The organism is Actinomadura sp. KC06, from assembly GCF_004348735.1.
In the GTDB taxonomy this organism is placed as follows: Bacteria; Actinomycetota; Actinomycetes; order Streptosporangiales; family Streptosporangiaceae; genus Spirillospora.
Window position 1 is genome coordinate 75,810 of the sequence record NZ_SMKT01000007.1, and the last position, 15,504, is coordinate 91,313.

Consider the following 15,504-nt stretch of genomic DNA (forward strand, 5'->3'; position numbering starts at 1 on the left):
GAACCCGAAAGGAGATCGTGTCAGTACTCCGCGCGGAAAGCGTCACCAAGCTCTTCGGCCGTAAGGCGGCCGAGGCACAGCGGAAACTCAAGGCGGGCGCCGATCTGGGGGCGGTCCGGGAGCTCGGGGTCACACCGGCGGTGGTGGACGCCACGTTCGAGGTCCGGCAGGGCGAGATCTTCGTGGTCATGGGCCTGTCGGGGTCCGGGAAGTCGACCCTCATCCGGACGTTGAACGGGCTGCTGGGAGTCACGTCCGGAAGCGTCGAGATCGACGGTGAGGACATCGCGAAGCTGTCTCCGAAGGCGCTGCGGGCGCTTCGGCAGAACAAGGTCAGCATGGTCTTCCAGCACTTCGCGCTGTTCCCGCATCGGACGGTTCTCGCGAACGCGGCATACGGGCTCGAGGTGCGCGGCGTCCCTAAGGAAATGCGGGAGAAGACGGCGCGCGAGTTCCTCGGACTGGTCGGCCTGGAAGGCTGGGAGAACATGCTTCCCGGCCAGTTGTCGGGCGGTATGAAGCAGCGGGTCGGGCTCGCGCGGGCGCTCGCGAGCGGCACCGACATCATTCTGATGGACGAGGCTTTCAGCGCCCTGGATCCGCTGATCCGGCGGGAAGTTCAGGATCTGCTGCTGGATCTGCAGGGGCGCTTCGGCAAGACGATCGTCTTCATCACCCATGATCTGAACGAGGCCATGCGCATCGGCGACCGCATCGCGGTGATGCGGGAGGGCCGGATCGTCCAGATCGGGACGGCGGAGGAGATCCTGACCGATCCGGCGAACGACTACGTCGCCCAGTTCGTCGCGGATGTCGACCGTACGAGAGTGCTGACGGCGTCCTCGGTGATGGAGAAGCCGCTGGTCACGGTGCTGGCGACGACGGGGCCGCGGACGGCGCTGCGGACGATGCGGGAGCACCAGACATCGGCCGCGTTCGTGATCGGGCGCGACCGGAAGCTGGTCGGGCGGGTGCGCGCCACGGTGATCGCGGACGCGGTCCAGGAGAACGTGCAGAGCCTGGACGGGCTGATCGACCCGGAGGACCCGGCGCCCGTCGCGCCGGACACGCCGGTCGCCGACCTGTTCGTCCGGTGCGCGGAGAGCGATCTGCCGGTGCCGGTCGCGGACGAGGAGGGGACGCTCCTCGGCGTGATCCCGCGGGTGACGCTGCTGGCGGCGCTCGGCGCGATCAACTCGACGGTGGTCGACGAGGAGCCGCAGCTGGCGCTGACGAAGGAGGGCAGTGGCGTTGACGGTGAGTAACGCGGTGAAGCTGCCCCGGGTGCCGGTCGGCGAATGGTTCGACAGCCTGGTGACCTGGTGCACCGACAACCTCTCGTGGCTGTTCGACGGGATCGGGTCGGCGATCGAGTCGTCCGTCGACGGGCTGACGGACGTGCTGAACCTGCTGCCGCCGCTGGGGCTGACGCTGGTCCTGGCCGTGCTGGCGCTGGTGATCAGCGGCTGGAAGCTCGGCGTGTTCACGATCCTGGGCTTCCTGCTGATCGACAGCATGGAGCTGTGGGAGCCGGCGATGGACTCGCTGGCCCTGGTGATCGTGTCGGCGGTGGTGTCGACGGTGCTGTCGGTCCCGATCGGGATCGCGGCGGCGCGCAGCGACGTGGTGAGCCGGATCGTCCGGCCGGTCCTCGACTTCATGCAGACGATGCCGGCGTTCGTCTACCTGATCCCGGCGATCTTCTTCTTCAGCATCGGCGCGGTGCCCGGCGTGGTCGCGACGGTGATCTTCGCGATGCCGCCGGGGGTGCGGCTGACGGAGCTCGGCATCCGCGGCGTCGACCCGGAGATGGTCGAGGCGGGCGAGGCGTTCGGCACGCCGCCGAACCGGATCCTGACCCGGATCCAGATCCCGCTGGCGATGCCGTCCATCATGGCCGGGATCAACCAGCTGATCATGCTGTCGCTGTCGATGGTCGTCATCGCGGGCATGGTCGGCGCGGGCGGGCTCGGCGGCGAGGTGCTGGAGGGCATCAACCGGGTGGACGTCGCGAAGGGCTTCGAGGGCGGTATCGCGGTGGTCGTCCTGGCCATCTACCTGGACCGTCTCACCGGCGCCTTGAGCGAGGGCCCGAGCGTGCTGCGGGCGCTGTTCTCGCGCGGCAAGGCCGCCACCGGCCGCGGTCAGGTCGCCGGGGGCGGCACGGCCGGACGCGGCGCGCCGGTGATGGCCGGAACCGCCGGTCAGATCGACACGGCGGGATCGGCGGCCGATTCCTCAGCCGGTTCCTAGCTCCCAGGCGGCCACCGCCCCCGGTGCCCCCCGGCCGCGCGCCTCCTGATGCGGGCGGCGTCCGTCCGGCGGGACGTGTGCAGGACGGCCGAGGAGCCCGCTCCCCCTGATCTCCCACTCGGCAAGCAACGAAAGGACGGGAATGCGCTTCAAACTCAAGGGCCTGACGGTCGCGGCGATGACGCTGACACTGGGGTTGAGCGCCGCCGCGTGCGGCGACGACTCCGGCTCCGGCGGCGAGAACGACAAGAACATCACCATCGGCATGGTCTCCGGCTGGGCCGAAGGCGAGGCGGCCACCGCGCTCTGGAAGAAGCTCCTGACCGACAAGGGCTACACCGTCGAGGTCAAGAACCTCGACACGGGGCCGCTCTACGCGGGCATGTCCAAGGGGGACGTCGACCTGTTCGTCGACAGCTGGCTGCCCGGCACCCACGAGGACTACTGGAACCAGTACGGCGACAAGCTGGAGAAGATCAGCGCCTGGTACGACTCGGCGCCGCTGACGATCGCCGTGCCGAACTACTCGCCGCTGCAGTCGCTGGACGACCTCAAGGGCAAGGGCGGCCAGTACGGCGGCAAGATCGTCGGCATCGAGAAGAGCTCCGGTCTGTACCGGGTGTCGCAGGAGGAGATGCTCCCCGCGTACGGGCTGAAGGACGAGTACAAGGTCACGACGTCCTCGACGGCGGCCATGCTCACCGAGCTGAAGAAGGCCATCGACGCGAAGAAGGACATCGTCGTCACGCTGTGGCGGCCCCACTGGGCGTACACGAAGTTCCCCATCCGCGACCTGAAGGACCCGAAGGGCGCCATGGGGAAGCCGGACGGGATCTACACGGTCGCCCGCAAGGACTTCAGCAAGGACCAGCCCGACGTCACCGCCTGGCTGAAGAAGTTCCGGATGGACGACAAGCAGCTCGGCTCCCTCGAAGACCTGATGGAGAACAAGTACAAGGGCAAGCCCGATCAGGCCGTGAACGAATGGCTGCAGAGCAACCCCGCGTTCGCGAAGTCCATGACGGGCTGACGAAGGTCGTTCAGGCAGAGGGCCGTCCGGACTCCCGGTCGGCCCTCTGCCTTTGCGTCCGCCCTCTGCCTTTGCGGGTGCGCGGGTCAGTGGGCGAGGCCGACGGTGAACAGGACGGCCGCCAGGCCGAGTCCGGTGGCGCACAGTGTCAGCACGCGCGGGTGGACGCTGTGCGCCTCCGGCAGGATCTCGGCGGCGGACAGGTAGAGCAGGACGCCCGCGAAGAACCCCAGGTACGGGGCGAGGACGGCGTCCGGCAGGGACACGAGCGTCCCCACGGCCGCCCCCACGATCGGCGCGATCGCGTCGGCCAGCAGCAGCGCCACGGCGGGACGGCGGTCGCCGCGGTTCAGCGACGCGGCGGTGAAGGTGTTGAAGCCGTCCGCGAAGTCGTGCGTGATGACCGCCAGCGCGACGAAGATCCCCACGTCCGTCCCGGACTGGAAGCCGAGGCCGATGCTGAGGCCGTCCACCAGGCTGTGCGCGACCAGCGCGGACGCGGCGAGCAGCCCCGCCGACCCTCCAGAGCCGGCCTTCCCGACATGCGCATGGGCGTGAGCGTGGACGTGGGGCGCGTACTCCTCCTCGTGCGCCCGGTGGATGGCCACCGCCTGCTCCACGACGTGCAGGAGCAGGAACCCGGCCGCGAACCCGATCATGGGCGTGGGGACGCCGAGTGGGCTGTGCCGCGTCATCTCCAGCGACTCGGGGACGAGATCGAAGGCGACGACGCCGAGCATCAGCCCGCCCGCGAGCCCGAGGACGAGATGCCGGTGGTCGCGCACCCGCATCGCCGCGAGTCCCCCGGCGAGCGTCATCAGGAACGCGAGGAGCGACACGAGCACGGCCATTCCTGGGTCTTACCAGGCCCGCCCGCACCGCAATCCCCGTCCCGGCTCGGGGACGGCCCCGGATCATTTCAGCAGGTCGGCGTCCACCACGCTTCCGGCAGGCGGCGGCTGGACGCTCACCGGCTGCTCGTATCCGAAGTATTCGAGGCGGTTCCCCGGCCCGCCATCCAGGAGCAGCACATACGGCTGGCCCTGCGTCGCCACGTGCAGCTTGTCGCCGGTCGAGGCGGTCAGCACCGTCGTGGGGGTCGTGCCGACTTTGCTCGCCTGGCCCTTCTTCCATCCGCCCAGGGATTTCACCGCCTCGGTGAGCAGGCTCGACCGGTCGGCGAAGGCCGCTATTTCCTTGAAGTCGGGGTTCTTGAGGGTCGACTTGACGTGCTTGCCGGAGAACATCTGCGCCGCGCCCTTGCCGCCGACCGACGTCCAGAAGGCGTCGTTTCCTGCGAGGTAGACGGTCTTCCCGATTCTGGTTATCTCGACGCGCTGGCCGCCCTGCGCGAACCATCCGGTCGCCTTCGTCTTCCCCGCGTAGCGGAAGTCGAGCTTGAACTTCTGGCCGCCGTCGTCGATCTCCGCGCGCATCCGGAGGAAGCGCGCCGAGCCCGTCGCCTCGCGGGCGCGGGCGAGGATCTCGGCGGTCTTCAGCTTCTCGACCCCGTTCGGTGCGGCGGTCGCGGAGGGCTTCGCGGGTGCGGAGGAGGACGCCTTCGCCTGCGCCGCGCCGGTCTCGTCGTCGGCCGCCGGTCCACACGCCGTGGTGAACGCGAGCACGAGTGCGAGGCCGGCCCCCGTCGCCAGCGCGGTCCCGCCGAGTCTGCCGGGCCCGCTGGTTCCGCCGGGCCGTCGGTATTGAAGCACCCAAGTCCCCTTTCACTTCTTTATCGGTGGCATCACCCGATGTCTGAGAAAAGGCTGGTGGATACCGGTGCGGAATGACTGTCGCTATGCTGCCGTCACTGCGCCCCGGCTGCGGAATGACGGCGGAGGCGCTGAACGGGGAGCGTTTGGGGGTGATCACCCTGCCGGGCGAGGACGCGTCACCGCGCTTCGAGATCCTGGGCCGTCCGGCCGCGTGGCGGGACGGGCAGCCGCTCGACCTGGGTCCCGGCAAGCAGCAGGCCGTGCTCGCCGTCCTCCTCCTGACACCGAACCGGCCGGTGCCGACGACCGCGATCGTGGACGCGGTGTGGGGCGACGAACCTCCCGACAACGGCGCGAACGTCGTCCAGAAGTACGTGGCCGGATTGCGCCGCGTCCTGGAGCCCGGCCGCTCGCCGCGGTCCCCGGGGCGGCTGCTGACGTTGTCCAGTGCGGGATACGTCTTGCATGTTCCGCGCGGTGGGCTGGACGCCGACGTCTTCCATGACCGCGTGAAAGAGGCCCTGGCCGTGCGGGCCACGGGCGATGCCGCGCGGGCCGCGACCCTGCTGCAGGACGCGCTGGACATGTGGCACGGCCCTGCACTGGCCGGTCTGAACGGCGGCTTCTTCTCCTCGGCGCGGGACCGTCTGGAGGAGGAGCGGGCCGCCGCGCTGGAGGCGTCCGCCGAGATCGGGCTGGACCTGGGGGAGCACGCGCGGCTGGTGCCCGAGCTGATCCGGCTGGTGGCCGAGTTCCCGCTCCGGGAGGGCTTCCGCTACCTGCTGATGCTCGCGCTCTACCGGAGCGGGCGGCAGGCGGAGGCCCTGGCCGCCTACCGGGACGCGCGCGACTTCTTCGCGGAGGAGTTCGGCTTCGAGCCGGGCGAACGGCTCCAGGGCCTGCACCTGGGTATCCTCCGCTCCGACCCGGCACTGGCGGCACCCGCGACGGACGCGGTGGAGGCGGCTGAGGCGGCTGCGGAACCGGCGTCGGACGTCCCGCCCGGGTTCGTTCCGCCCGATCCCCGGCCCGGCACTGCTTCGGCAGCTGATGCTCCTGGAGAGGTGGTCCTGGCTTACCCACCGGCATCTGCCGCTCCGGCCCCCACTGCTCCGGCGGGATACTTCGCGGCGCCCGTGGCGTGGGCGCATCGGGAGGCACCTGCTGGGCGGCGGCTTCCGTGGGCGGTACGGGCCGTTCTGGTGTTGGTTCCGCTGGTCAGCTTCGGAGCCGCGTCGTGGGCGCTGCTCGCCTACTTCGCGGCCCGGCGCAAGAGCCTACGGCTCGCGCTGATCGCGTCCGGCCATCTGGCGCTGACGATCGTCTTCGTCGCGACCGCCACGGCCACCGACGTCGACCAGACGTCCTGGTGGGACGTCCCGATGATGGTCTCGCTGATCGCCACGACGTTCGGCGGCGCCGTCCACCTCGCCGTCCTCACGGCGGAGCCGTGGCCGCCCGGGACGGACGGAGAGCGCGCCGCCAGGACACCGGCAGTCCCGCTGATCGAGCAGAGGGTCCGGCGGGAGCAGGCCCGTTCCCTGGTGGCGCATCACCCGGCGGTCGCGCGCCTTCTCCGGATCGGGCGCCCTGACCTGGCACGCACCTTCGACGACGGGGGCCTGATCGACGTCAACACGGCGCCCGAGCACGTGCTCGCCGCGTTGCCGGGGCTGGAACCGTCCCACGCGAAGCTGATCGTGCTGTCGCGGACGGCGCAGGGCCCGCTCGCCACCGTGGACGACCTCGTCACGCGCCAGATCATGCCGTTCCAGACGGTGCACGCCCTGCGCGAGACGCTGATCGCCGTCCCAGCGGCCGCGCCGGAGGAGATCGGCGCGCCGGGAGGCACCCCGGCGACACCCGCCGCCGGGGCCTAAGCCTGGACGCGGCCTTACTCGGCGGCGACGGGCTCCTTCTCCTCCGGTGGGGTGGCCTCGCCCTTGATGGAGCGGATCAGGAGCTGGGAGACGTCCACCACCTCCAGCGATTCCTTCGCATCACCGGTGTTCTTCTTTTCGTTGATGGCGTCGCCGAGCATGACCAGGCAGAACGGGCAGGCGGTGGAGACGGTGTCGGGGTCGGTCTCCAGCGCCTCGTCCACGCGCTCGGTGTTGATGCGCTTGCCGATGCGTTCTTCCATCCACATCCGCGCGCCGCCGGCGCCGCAGCAAAAGCCGCGGTCCTTGTGCCGGTGCATCTCCTGGGTCTTGACCCCGGGGACGGTGGCCATGATGTCGCGGGGCTGTTTGTAGACCTTGTTGTGGCGGCCGAGGAAGCACGGGTCGTGGTAGGTGATGTTCTCCTCGATCGGCGTCACCGGGGTGAGCTTGCCTTCCTCGACCAGGTGGGCGAGCAGTTGGGTGTGGTGGACGACGTCGTAGTTCCCGCCGAGCTGGGGGTACTCGTTGGCCAGGGTGTTGAAGCAGTGCGGGCACGTCGCGACGATCTTCTTCGCACCCGCGTCGTTGAGGGTCTCGACGTTCTGCTGGGCCAGCATCTGGAACACGAACTCCATGCCCAGCCGCCGCGCCGGGTCGCCCGTGCACGCCTCCATGGGCCCCAGGACGGCGAACTTCACGCCCGCGATGTGCAGTAGTTCGGCGACGGCCTTGGTGGTCTTCCTCGCGCGGTCCTCCAGCGCGCCGGCGCAGCCGACCCAGAACAGGTACTCGACGTCCTCGGAGATCTTGTCGTCGACGACCTCGACCTCGAAGTCCAGTTCGGTGATCCATTCGAGGCGTTTGGTCTCCGACATGCCCCACGGGTTGCCCTTGTTCTCCAGGTTCTTCAGCATGACGCCGGCCTCGGAGGGGAACGAGGATTCGATCATGACCTGGAAGCGGCGCATGTCCAGGATGTGGTCGATGTGCTCGATGTCGACCGGGCACTGCTCCACGCACGCGCCGCAGTTGGTGCACGACCACAGCACGTCGGGGTGGATGACGCCGTCGTCGCCGACCAGCGCCTTGTCCACCTCCATGGCGAGCTTCTGTTCGTCGGTGAACCTCTCCCGCTGCTCCTCGGACGCGGTGAAGTAGGGCGCCTTGGCGAGCGCGTGGTCGCGCAGGTCCAGGACGAGCATCTTGGGCGACAGCGGCTTCTCGGTGTTCCAGGCCGGGCATTGGGACTGGCAGCGGCCGCACTCGGTGCAGGTCGCCATATCGAGGAAGCCCTTCCAGGTGAAGTCCTCGATCTTCCCGCGGCCGAACACGTCCTCGTCGGGGTCGGCCTCCTCGAAATCGAGCGGCTTGCCGCCCGACATCATCGGCTGCGCGGCGCCCAGCCCGTCGGGGCGGCGTTTGAACATCACGTTCAGCGGCGCCAGGAAGATGTGCAAGTGCTTGGAGTTGACCACGAACACCAGGAACACCAACGCGACGCCGATGTGGGCCAGCAGCCCGACCGACTCCAGCACGTGCAGGGCGTCATCGCCCAGGCCGTCGAACAGCCGCCCGGAAAGGTGGGAGAAGTAGGCGGCGTTGCCGTAGCCGAAGTTGCCGCGGGCGACCTCGACGCCGCGGAAGAAGAACATCGTCCAGATCACGTTGAAGATCATGAACAGGGTGATCCACGCGCCGGACAGGTGCGACCCGGAGAACCGCGACGCCCGCCCGATCCGCTTGGGCGAATTCTTGACGCGGATCGCGGTGAACACCATCAGCCCGGCCAGGGCGGCCAGCGCGATGGTGTCCTGGACGAACCCGATCGGTCCCCAGGTCTGCAGCCCCGGGATGTGGGCGTCCAGCCCGAACAGCAGCTGGACCGCCGCCTCCAGGTAGACGGTGGCGAGCAGGAAGAACGCCCACATCACCGCGAAATGCGCCGCGCCCGCCACCGTCCATTTCAGCAGTTTGCGCTGCCCGAACACCTCGGTGACCTGGTCCTGGACGTCGGCTTTCGGTTCCCGCTTGACCCGCAGCACCCGCTCGGGGTCGGGCTGGCCACTTTTGGCGATGGCGTACAGGAACAGCACCCGCCGCCCGGCGAGCGCCAGCGCGACCGCCGTTCCGGCGAGCCCGATGACCAACGTGATCCAGAACACTGTTCCGTCCTCCTGGGTACGGCGATGGCAGTCAGGGTAAGGCTCGCGCCGGACCGCGCATCATCCGGGGCCCGAATACTACTCGGCAGTAGCTTAAGCGTCACATTCGCAGGTCAGTACACGCTCCTCGGGACGCGCGGCGATGTTCCTCTCATTCCCACACCCTAGAGACGCCTGGATTCGATGAATATCGTGCGGTCTCCGAGTCCATATCCCGGGGACGGGGGCCGTCCAGCCGGCGTCCCGTCCAGCGGTATCCGGCCCGTCCAGTGAGGAGCCCAGATGACCTCGATGCCCGACCTCGTGCCCGCCGCCCGCCGGATGGCCGGCCTGGTCGCGGGCGTCCGCGACGCCCAGCTCACCGCGCCGACCCCCGCGGACATGTCGCTCGGCACGCTGCTCGACCATGTGAACGGGCTGGCCCTGGCGTTCACCTGGGCCGCCCGCAAGGAGTTCCCGGACGCCCTGTCGCAACCGCCGTCCTCGGACGCGTCCCGCCTGCCCGACGACTGGCGGACCCGCATCCCCGAGCAGCTCGACGCCCTCGGCGCCGCCTGGCGCTCCCCGGACGCGTGGCAGGGCATGACCCGGGCGGGCGGCCTCGACCTGCCCGGCCAGGACGCCGGGCACGTGGCGATGAACGAGCTGGTCGTGCACGGCTGGGACATCGCCCGCGCCAGCGGCCAGCCCTACGATCCGGGCGCGGACGAGATCGAGACCTGCCTGCTCTTCGTCGCCCCGTCCGTGGAGGAGAGCGGCGGCAAGGGCATCGAGGGCCTGTTCGGCCCCGCCGTCGACGTCCCCGCCGACGCCCCGCCCCTCGACCGCCTCATCGCCATGACCGGCCGCCGGCCGGACTGGACGACGGGCTAGACCCGTCCCAGAACACGCCCCGCCCTAGCCAGAGCCCTTGCCCTCCCAGCGGGGTTCTAGACGCGCTCGAAGATCGCGGCGAGGCCCTGGCCGCCGCCGATGCACATCGTCTCCAGGCCGTAGCGGGCTTCGCGGCGGTGCATCTCGCGGGCCAGGGTGGCGAGGATGCGGGCGCCGGTCGCGCCGACGGGGTGGCCGAGGGAGATGCCGGAGCCGTTGACGTTGACGCGGTCCCAGTCGGCGTCCTTGAGGTCCCATTCGCGGGTGACGGCGAGGACCTGCGCGGCGAACGCCTCGTTCAGCTCGATCAGGTCGATACCGGAAAGCGTCAGGCCCGCCCGCTCCAGGGCCTTGGCGGTGGCCGGGACGGGACCGATGCCCATCGTGCGCGGCGGCACGCCAGCCCGCGCCCACGAGACGAGCCGGACGAGCGGGCGCAGGCCCAGCTCGGCGGCGCGCTCGGGGGTCGTGACGACGCAGGCGGCGGCCGCGTCGTTCTGGCCGCTGGCGTTGCCCGCGGTGACGGTCGCCTGGTCGTCGGCCTTGCCGAGGACGGGACGCAGCTTCGCCAGCGACTCGACCGTCGTGTCGGGACGCGGATGCTCGTCGGTGTCGACGACCGTGTCACCCTTCCGCGACCTGACGGTCACCGGGACGATCTCCTCCGCGAACGCCCCCGACTTCTGCGCGGCGACGGCGCGCTGGTGGGAGCGGACGGCGAGCTCGTCCTGCTCCTCGCGCCCGATGCCGTACTCGCGGCGGAGGTTCTCGGCCGTCTCCAGCATCCCGCCGGGCACCGGATGGTTGGCGCCTCCGGCGGTGACGCGGCCCTGCGCGAGCGCGTCGTGCAGTTCGAGGGACGGCCCGCGGATCCCCCACCGGGCCTGGGTCGTGTAGAACGGCGCGCCGCTCATGCTCTCCACCCCGCCCGCGATGATCACGTCGCTGACGCCGGTCTGGATCTGCATGGCCGCGTTCACGACGGCCTGGAGCCCGGAGCCGCACCGCCGGTCGAGCTGCACGCCGCCGACCTCCACGGGGAGCCCGGCGTCGAGCGCGGCGACGCGTCCGATGGCGGGGGCGTCGGACGTCGGGTAGCAGTGCCCGAGGATCACCTCGTCGATCGCGTCGCCGGGCAGCCCGGTGCGTTCGACGAGCGTCCGGATGACGGTCGCGGCGAGTTCGGCGGGCGGAACGGTCTTCAGTACCCCGCCGAACCGGCCGATCGGGGTACGCAGCGGCTCGCAGATCACCGCGTCGCGCATGGTGGGCTCCTCGGGTCGTTTTCAGGCACTTCGCAGATTACGTCCCCGGATGTGGAGGGCGGCGTCCGGGCTTCCGCCTGGCAAGAGGTTGAATGCGTTCCAGGCGGGGAGCGGACGACGAGCGAGGAGGCGACGGTGAAGCAGTGGGCGCGGCAGGTGACGGCGGTCCGGGTGATCGGGGCCGGGGCGATGGGACGCGGGATCGCGCAGCTCGCCGCGGCGGGCGGGCTGACGGTGGAGCTGGCCGACGTCCGGACGGACGCCGTGGTCGGCGCGGTCGAGCACATCGGCGGCATGTTCGACAAGCTCGTGAGCAAGGGGCGCATGGCGGCGGACGAGGCGGAGCGGGCGAAGGCGCGGCTCCGTCCGGTCGGTGAGCCGCTCACGCCGTTCCAGGACTGCGACCTCGTGATCGAGGCCGTCCGGGAGGACATGGAGACGAAGCGGAACCTGTTCACTGCTCTGGAGAAGGTCTGCCCCGAGCACACCGTCATGGTGACCAACACCAGCTCGCTGCCGGTGACGGCCATCGGCGCGGCGATGCACGATCCGTCCAGGCTGGCGGGGCTGCATTTCTTCAATCCGGTGCCGCTGATGCGGTTGGTCGAGGTGATTCCCGGCGCTCGGACGGCCGAGTGGATTCCTGGCGAATTGGCTGACCTCGTCCGGCGGCTCGGTCACGAACCGGTGCTCGCGCCGGACGCGCCTGGCTTCCTCGTCAACCACGCTGGGCGCGGGCTGGTAACGGAGGCTCTGCAGATCCTGTCGGAAGGTGCCGCCGAGCCCGTGGACATCGACCGCATAGCGCGGGACGTCCTCGGCCTGAAAATGGGCCCCTGCGAACTGCTCGACCTCACTGGGATGGACGTGTCGCACCCAGTGATGGAGTCCATCTGGACGGGGTTCTACACAGAGCCGCGGTTGCGTCCGTCCAGGATCGGACGGGCTCGGCTGGAAGCGGGCCTGTACGGCCGCAAGACGGGCGAGGGTTTCTACACGTACGTGGACGGCGCGAAGCAGGAGCCTCCCGAAGCGACGGCACCATCGGTTGAGGCGCGTCCTGTCTGGATACAGGGCGATGTCCGCGAAGAGTTGGGCGCGCTGCTTTCGACAGCGGGAGTGCACGTCGAGTCAGGGGACGAGCCGTCCGCCCAGGCCGTGGTGTTCGTCGCGCCCTTCGGGCAGAGCACCGTCGCCGCTGCCGAAGGTCTGCCTCTAGAGCGCACCTTGGGCGTTGACCCGTTCGGTGGTTTCTTCACACGTCTCTCCCTGGCCGTCCACCCTGGCGTTGACAAGGAGGCTGGCCGCGCTGGTCTGGCGGCCCTCCTCGCAGCGGGACGACCCGTCACCGTCGTCCGGGACGCGCCCGCGCCCGTCGCCCAACGCCTCCTCGCCTCGATCGTCAACGTGGGCTGCGGCATCGCGGAGCAGCGGTTGGCCCGTCCCGGGGACATCGACACGGCCGTGAAGCTCGGGCTCGGCTATCCGCGCGGGCCGCTGGAGTGGGGCGACGACGTCGGGGCGGCCCGCGTCCTGGAGATCCTGCGCGGCCTGCACGGAGCCACCGGCGACCCGCGCTACCGCCCGAGCGTCTGGCTGGCCGAACGGGCGGCGCTCGGGCTCCCGCTGACGGAGACCGGCACCATCCCGTCCGACCTCACGCCCTAACGGCCTCCGGCACCGGACTCAGAAGGGCAGCCCGGCGGGGGGCTTCGGCTTGGCGTCCGTCCATCCCGCCGAACGGCTGGCCTGGTACTCGATGACGAAGCCCGGCTTCATCTCCGCGTCCGGTCCGAGCCGCTTCGCCGCATACCCGTGGATCTCGGCGAAGTACGCGTCGAAGATCTGCCCGAACCGTTCAGGCTCGCGGAGGGACGACCGCAGGACGGCGCTGTCGTCCCTCCGCCCCCGGCCCTCGTCCAGGGGCGGATCGGCGGTCAGGGGCTCCCCGGTCATGTGCTGCCTTTCCACGGCGCGGACGGCGGTCACACGTATCACCCGGACCCCCGCACCGCTTTCACGCCCGTCCGCCACCCGCGGAGGCGGCCCGGCAAGCCGGGGACAGCCTTGAGCAGCCGCCGCGCGCCAGCGGAGTCGGCGGACTTGGCGATCCACAGTGCGATGGCGACGTAGGCGGCCTGCTGCGGAATCCGGATCCACAGCGGGGTGGCTTCGGCGCCGTTGAGGGGGATGTCGTTGAGGGCGGCGTAGATGTTTGCCGGGAGCAGCAGCGGCAGCAGGACGGCCAGGCCGACGCCGGCGCTCCAGCGGGTGCGGGCCAGGACGAGACCGACTGCGATGAGCAGTTCGAGGACGCCGGTCAGGTACACCATGGCCAGGGGGAAGGGCACGAACGGCGGCACCATGCGGGCGAGTTCTTCGGCGCTGGGCATGGCGGCCATGCTGTCGGGCACGAAGCGCACGATTCCGGTGAGGACGAGCATGGCCGCCATCGCGTGCGCGGCGCAGGCCGGCCAGTCGGTGAAGCGGCGGACGCCCAGCGCCCCGAGCAGGCGCAGTGCAGGCGCGGCGACGACGAGGACGGCGAGCTCCACACCAAGGGCGTTGACGAGGTCTTCCATGGATACGGCCTTCCGACGGCGGGGCCGCCAGGGCCCCGGACACCTAATCCTGTCACTGTCTAGATTGCGACGGGCAGCACCATCTTGTCAATGGAAAGATGAGGTCCGGGGCCGGAACGCAGAACGGCCGTCCCGCCTCCGGGGCCCCGGAGAAGGAACGGCCGTTGCGGTCTTACGCGCTCAGGCGCTCTGCACCAGCTTGGCGTAGACGATGAGGTTGTTCTTGTAGTGCCCGGTCGAGGAGTCGAATGCGCCGCCACAGGTGACCAAGCGCAGGGACGAGTAGTCGAGGGTCTCGGCGAACACCTTCTTGTGCGGGAAGGCGTTCTTGTCCACGTCCTGCTTGGAGGTCACCGCGAACGTCGCGGTGGTCCCGTCCTGGCGGGTGACCTGGATCTGGTCGCCCTCCTTCAGTTCCTTGAGCCGGTAGAAGACGGCCTGCTTCTTGTTGGCGTCCACGTGCCCGAGGATCACCGACGGCCCGTTCTCTCCCGGAGTGGGGCCGAGCTTGTACCAGCCGGTCAGGTTGGGACGGCTGATCGGCGGCTCCTCGATGCGTCCGTCCGGACGCAGCCCCAGCTGGGACACCGGGGCGGAGACGCCGAGCTTGTCGATGCTGATCGTCTTCGGCGGCGACTTGGGCAGCGGCTTCGCGTCCTTCTTTTCGGGGGCGGTGGCGGGTGCGGCCGGCGTGCTCCCACCGCCGCCCGCCGCGGGCGGCGAGCCGTCATCGCCGCCGCACGAGCCCAGCAGGAGTCCGATGAGCAGCGCGCCGGCCGCCGCGCTCACGGCGCGGCGACCGGCGGAGACGGTGGTGCGGTCCGTCAACTCAGGAACGCTCCCGCCCGGCCCGGCGGCGCAGCGCCAGCGCGCCCATGCCGGCGCCGGCCAGCGCGACGGCCGCGCCGCCGGCCAGCAGCGTCGCGCCGGAGCCGCCGCCCTGGGTGCTGCCGTCACCGGTGTTGATCGGCCCGCTGGGGACCGGCACCGGGGTGGTCGGCTTCGGCGCCGGGGTGGTCGGCTTCGGGGAGGGCTTCTTGCCGGGGTTGACGGTGATCGAGCCCTTGACGGTCTGCTCGCCGACCGTGCAGGTCAGGTTGACCGTGTAGGTCTTCCCGGGGACGAGGTTGGACCGCGTGGCCTGACGGGCCGTCCACTTCTCGCCCGGCGTGCCGGTGAACGCCGGGACGGCGGTGAACACGCGCACGGCCTGCGCGGCGTTGATGGTCGGCTTCTTCGTGCACTCGGTGATCGTGATGGTGATGGCCTGGCCCGGCGTGAACACCCGCGGGCTGACGTTGATCTGGGGCTGCTCCTGAGCCTGGACGGCACCCGCCGTGCCCAGCACCAGGCACGTCGCCGCGGCACCGGCGGCCGCAAGTCGGGTCAGGGTCATGTGACTGCTCCTCTTGGAGGGTTGATGGTTCGTCTTGCGGCCGATGGCGCGATGGTGCGATGGCCGCCCTGGTCGGCGCGGCGTTCGCACCTCATCCGCGACGTCCGAGGAGTCGCGGGAAAACGTAACAGGTGTTGACAACGAGGCGTGATCATATCGGTGTTTCTCGTAAAAGGCACCTGATCACGGGCGTTTCCGTCCTTATCAGGCCAGCTGAAAACCTTGACGGCTGTTCGGGCGTCTAATGCGCAGCCGTTCGGAACCGACCACGCGAGAGGGCCCTCGACGCGCACGTCGAGGGCCCTCTCGGGTCAAGATCCGCCCCCACGTAAGGGTTTGGGGGCG

Annotated in this window: 14 protein-coding genes; 6 read left to right on the forward strand and 8 right to left on the reverse strand. The window is 70.1% G+C overall.

Annotated features, from left to right (window positions below):
• Positions 1–17 precede the first annotated feature (17 nt).
• The 3 genes from E1287_RS04410 (at position 18) to E1287_RS04420 (ending at position 3,283) form a co-directional block, all read left to right on the forward strand.
• Positions 18–1,265 (forward strand): glycine betaine/L-proline ABC transporter ATP-binding protein, encoded by a 1,248-nt coding sequence (locus E1287_RS04410; protein WP_131963502.1) that lies wholly within the window; start codon positions 18–20, stop codon positions 1,263–1,265.
• Positions 1,258–2,253, forward strand: a complete 996-nt coding sequence (locus tag E1287_RS04415; protein ID WP_243718607.1) for an ABC transporter permease subunit — start codon at positions 1,258–1,260, stop codon at positions 2,251–2,253. Before E1287_RS04410 ends, E1287_RS04415 begins: the two co-directional genes overlap by 8 nt.
• Before the next feature lie 142 nt (positions 2,254–2,395).
• A complete protein-coding gene (locus E1287_RS04420; protein WP_131963503.1) occupies positions 2,396–3,283 on the forward strand; it encodes a glycine betaine ABC transporter substrate-binding protein in 888 nt (295 codons plus the stop codon).
• Between the two features lie 86 nt (positions 3,284–3,369).
• On the opposite strand, the gene E1287_RS04425 is transcribed toward E1287_RS04420, so the two are convergent.
• Both E1287_RS04425 and E1287_RS04430 read right to left on the reverse strand, forming a co-directional pair.
• On the reverse strand, positions 3,370–4,134 hold the full coding sequence (locus tag E1287_RS04425) for a ZIP family metal transporter (RefSeq protein ID WP_131963504.1): 765 nt from the start codon (positions 4,132–4,134) through the stop codon (positions 3,370–3,372).
• A 63-nt stretch (positions 4,135–4,197) separates the two neighbouring features.
• Positions 4,198–4,995 carry a hypothetical protein gene (locus tag E1287_RS04430; RefSeq protein ID WP_131963505.1) on the reverse strand — a complete coding sequence of 266 codons (798 nt, stop codon included), beginning with the start codon at positions 4,993–4,995 and terminating at the stop codon, positions 4,198–4,200.
• A gap of 86 nt (positions 4,996–5,081) precedes the next feature.
• Between E1287_RS04430 and E1287_RS04435 the strand changes: the two genes are divergently transcribed.
• Entirely contained in the window at positions 5,082–6,878 is a 1,797-nt protein-coding gene (locus E1287_RS04435; protein ID WP_165968878.1) for a BTAD domain-containing putative transcriptional regulator, read from the forward strand.
• Between the two features lie 14 nt (positions 6,879–6,892).
• Here the strand turns inward: E1287_RS04435 and E1287_RS04440 are convergent, their stop codons facing one another.
• Entirely contained in the window at positions 6,893–9,043 is a 2,151-nt protein-coding gene (locus tag E1287_RS04440; RefSeq protein WP_165968879.1) for a (Fe-S)-binding protein, read from the reverse strand.
• 282 nt (positions 9,044–9,325) lie between these two features.
• Between E1287_RS04440 and E1287_RS04445 the strand changes: the two genes are divergently transcribed.
• Entirely contained in the window at positions 9,326–9,916 is a 591-nt protein-coding gene (locus tag E1287_RS04445) for a TIGR03086 family metal-binding protein (RefSeq protein WP_131963507.1), read from the forward strand.
• A 56-nt stretch (positions 9,917–9,972) separates the two neighbouring features.
• On the opposite strand, the gene E1287_RS04450 is transcribed toward E1287_RS04445, so the two are convergent.
• Entirely contained in the window at positions 9,973–11,181 is a 1,209-nt protein-coding gene (locus tag E1287_RS04450) for an acetyl-CoA C-acetyltransferase (protein WP_131963508.1), read from the reverse strand.
• 135 nt (positions 11,182–11,316) lie between these two features.
• Between E1287_RS04450 and E1287_RS04455 the strand changes: the two genes are divergently transcribed.
• Positions 11,317–12,849: a 3-hydroxyacyl-CoA dehydrogenase gene (locus E1287_RS04455; RefSeq protein WP_131963509.1), complete on the forward strand. Its 1,533-nt coding sequence runs from the start codon at positions 11,317–11,319 to the stop codon at positions 12,847–12,849.
• 18 nt (positions 12,850–12,867) lie between these two features.
• Here the strand turns inward: E1287_RS04455 and E1287_RS04460 are convergent, their stop codons facing one another.
• The 4 genes from E1287_RS04460 to E1287_RS04475 all read right to left on the reverse strand — a co-directional run bounded on the left by E1287_RS04460 (position 12,868) and on the right by E1287_RS04475 (position 15,159).
• On the reverse strand, positions 12,868–13,137 hold the full coding sequence (locus E1287_RS04460) for a hypothetical protein (RefSeq protein WP_131963510.1): 270 nt from the start codon (positions 13,135–13,137) through the stop codon (positions 12,868–12,870).
• A gap of 38 nt (positions 13,138–13,175) precedes the next feature.
• Positions 13,176–13,763, reverse strand: a complete 588-nt coding sequence (locus tag E1287_RS04465) for a hypothetical protein (RefSeq protein ID WP_243718604.1) — start codon at positions 13,761–13,763, stop codon at positions 13,176–13,178.
• A gap of 180 nt (positions 13,764–13,943) precedes the next feature.
• Entirely contained in the window at positions 13,944–14,591 is a 648-nt protein-coding gene (locus E1287_RS04470) for a class F sortase (RefSeq protein WP_131963511.1), read from the reverse strand.
• Position 14,592: 1 nt separating this feature from the next.
• Entirely contained in the window at positions 14,593–15,159 is a 567-nt protein-coding gene (locus tag E1287_RS04475) for a hypothetical protein (protein ID WP_131963512.1), read from the reverse strand.
• Between the last annotated feature and the right edge of the window lie 345 nt (positions 15,160–15,504).

Excerpts from the sequence above, each read along its gene's own strand:
- E1287_RS04420 (WP_131963503.1), top strand. The coding sequence starts at position 2,396 with ATGCGCTTCAAACTCAAGGGCCTGACGGTCGCGGCGATGACGCTGACA.
- E1287_RS04425 (WP_131963504.1), bottom strand. The coding sequence starts at position 4,134 with ATGGCCGTGCTCGTGTCGCTCCTCGCGTTCCTGATGACGCTCGCCGGG.
- E1287_RS04435 (WP_165968878.1), top strand. The coding sequence starts at position 5,082 with ATGCTGCCGTCACTGCGCCCCGGCTGCGGAATGACGGCGGAGGCGCTG.
- E1287_RS04445 (WP_131963507.1), top strand. The coding sequence starts at position 9,326 with ATGACCTCGATGCCCGACCTCGTGCCCGCCGCCCGCCGGATGGCCGGC.
- E1287_RS04450 (WP_131963508.1), bottom strand. The coding sequence starts at position 11,181 with ATGCGCGACGCGGTGATCTGCGAGCCGCTGCGTACCCCGATCGGCCGG.
- E1287_RS04460 (WP_131963510.1), bottom strand. The coding sequence starts at position 13,137 with ATGACCGGGGAGCCCCTGACCGCCGATCCGCCCCTGGACGAGGGCCGG.
- E1287_RS04465 (WP_243718604.1), bottom strand. The coding sequence starts at position 13,763 with ATGGAAGACCTCGTCAACGCCCTTGGTGTGGAGCTCGCCGTCCTCGTC.
- E1287_RS04475 (WP_131963512.1), bottom strand. The coding sequence starts at position 15,159 with ATGACCCTGACCCGACTTGCGGCCGCCGGTGCCGCGGCGACGTGCCTG.